Here is a 209-nt window from a genome sequence, read left to right on the forward strand (position 1 = left end):
ATGCATCGTTTCACTGCTGAGTTCGGGATGGGATCAGGTGGTTCCAATGCTCTATGGTCGTCAAGAAATTCGGGTACTGAGTCGTGACCAGTTGGCCTCGCTTCAGCAAATTGGGTATGTGACAGCTGTCGGTGTTTTGTGAGCATCGAACTTTCGGTTCATTGCGTCTTCACACACCGCAATCTGATGCTCTTTCGAGTAGTCAAATT

General features: G+C 48.3%; 1 rRNA gene. It reads right to left on the reverse strand.

The annotated features are described in order from the left end of the window. Positions 1-65, reverse strand: a 5S ribosomal RNA gene (gene rrf, locus HCF10_RS31055); the annotation flags it as partial. Positions 66-209 lie beyond the last annotated feature (144 nt).

Origin of the sequence: Pseudomonas sp. B14(2022), assembly GCF_012030485.1 — a bacterium.
Taxonomy (GTDB): domain Bacteria; phylum Pseudomonadota; class Gammaproteobacteria; order Pseudomonadales; family Pseudomonadaceae; genus Aquipseudomonas.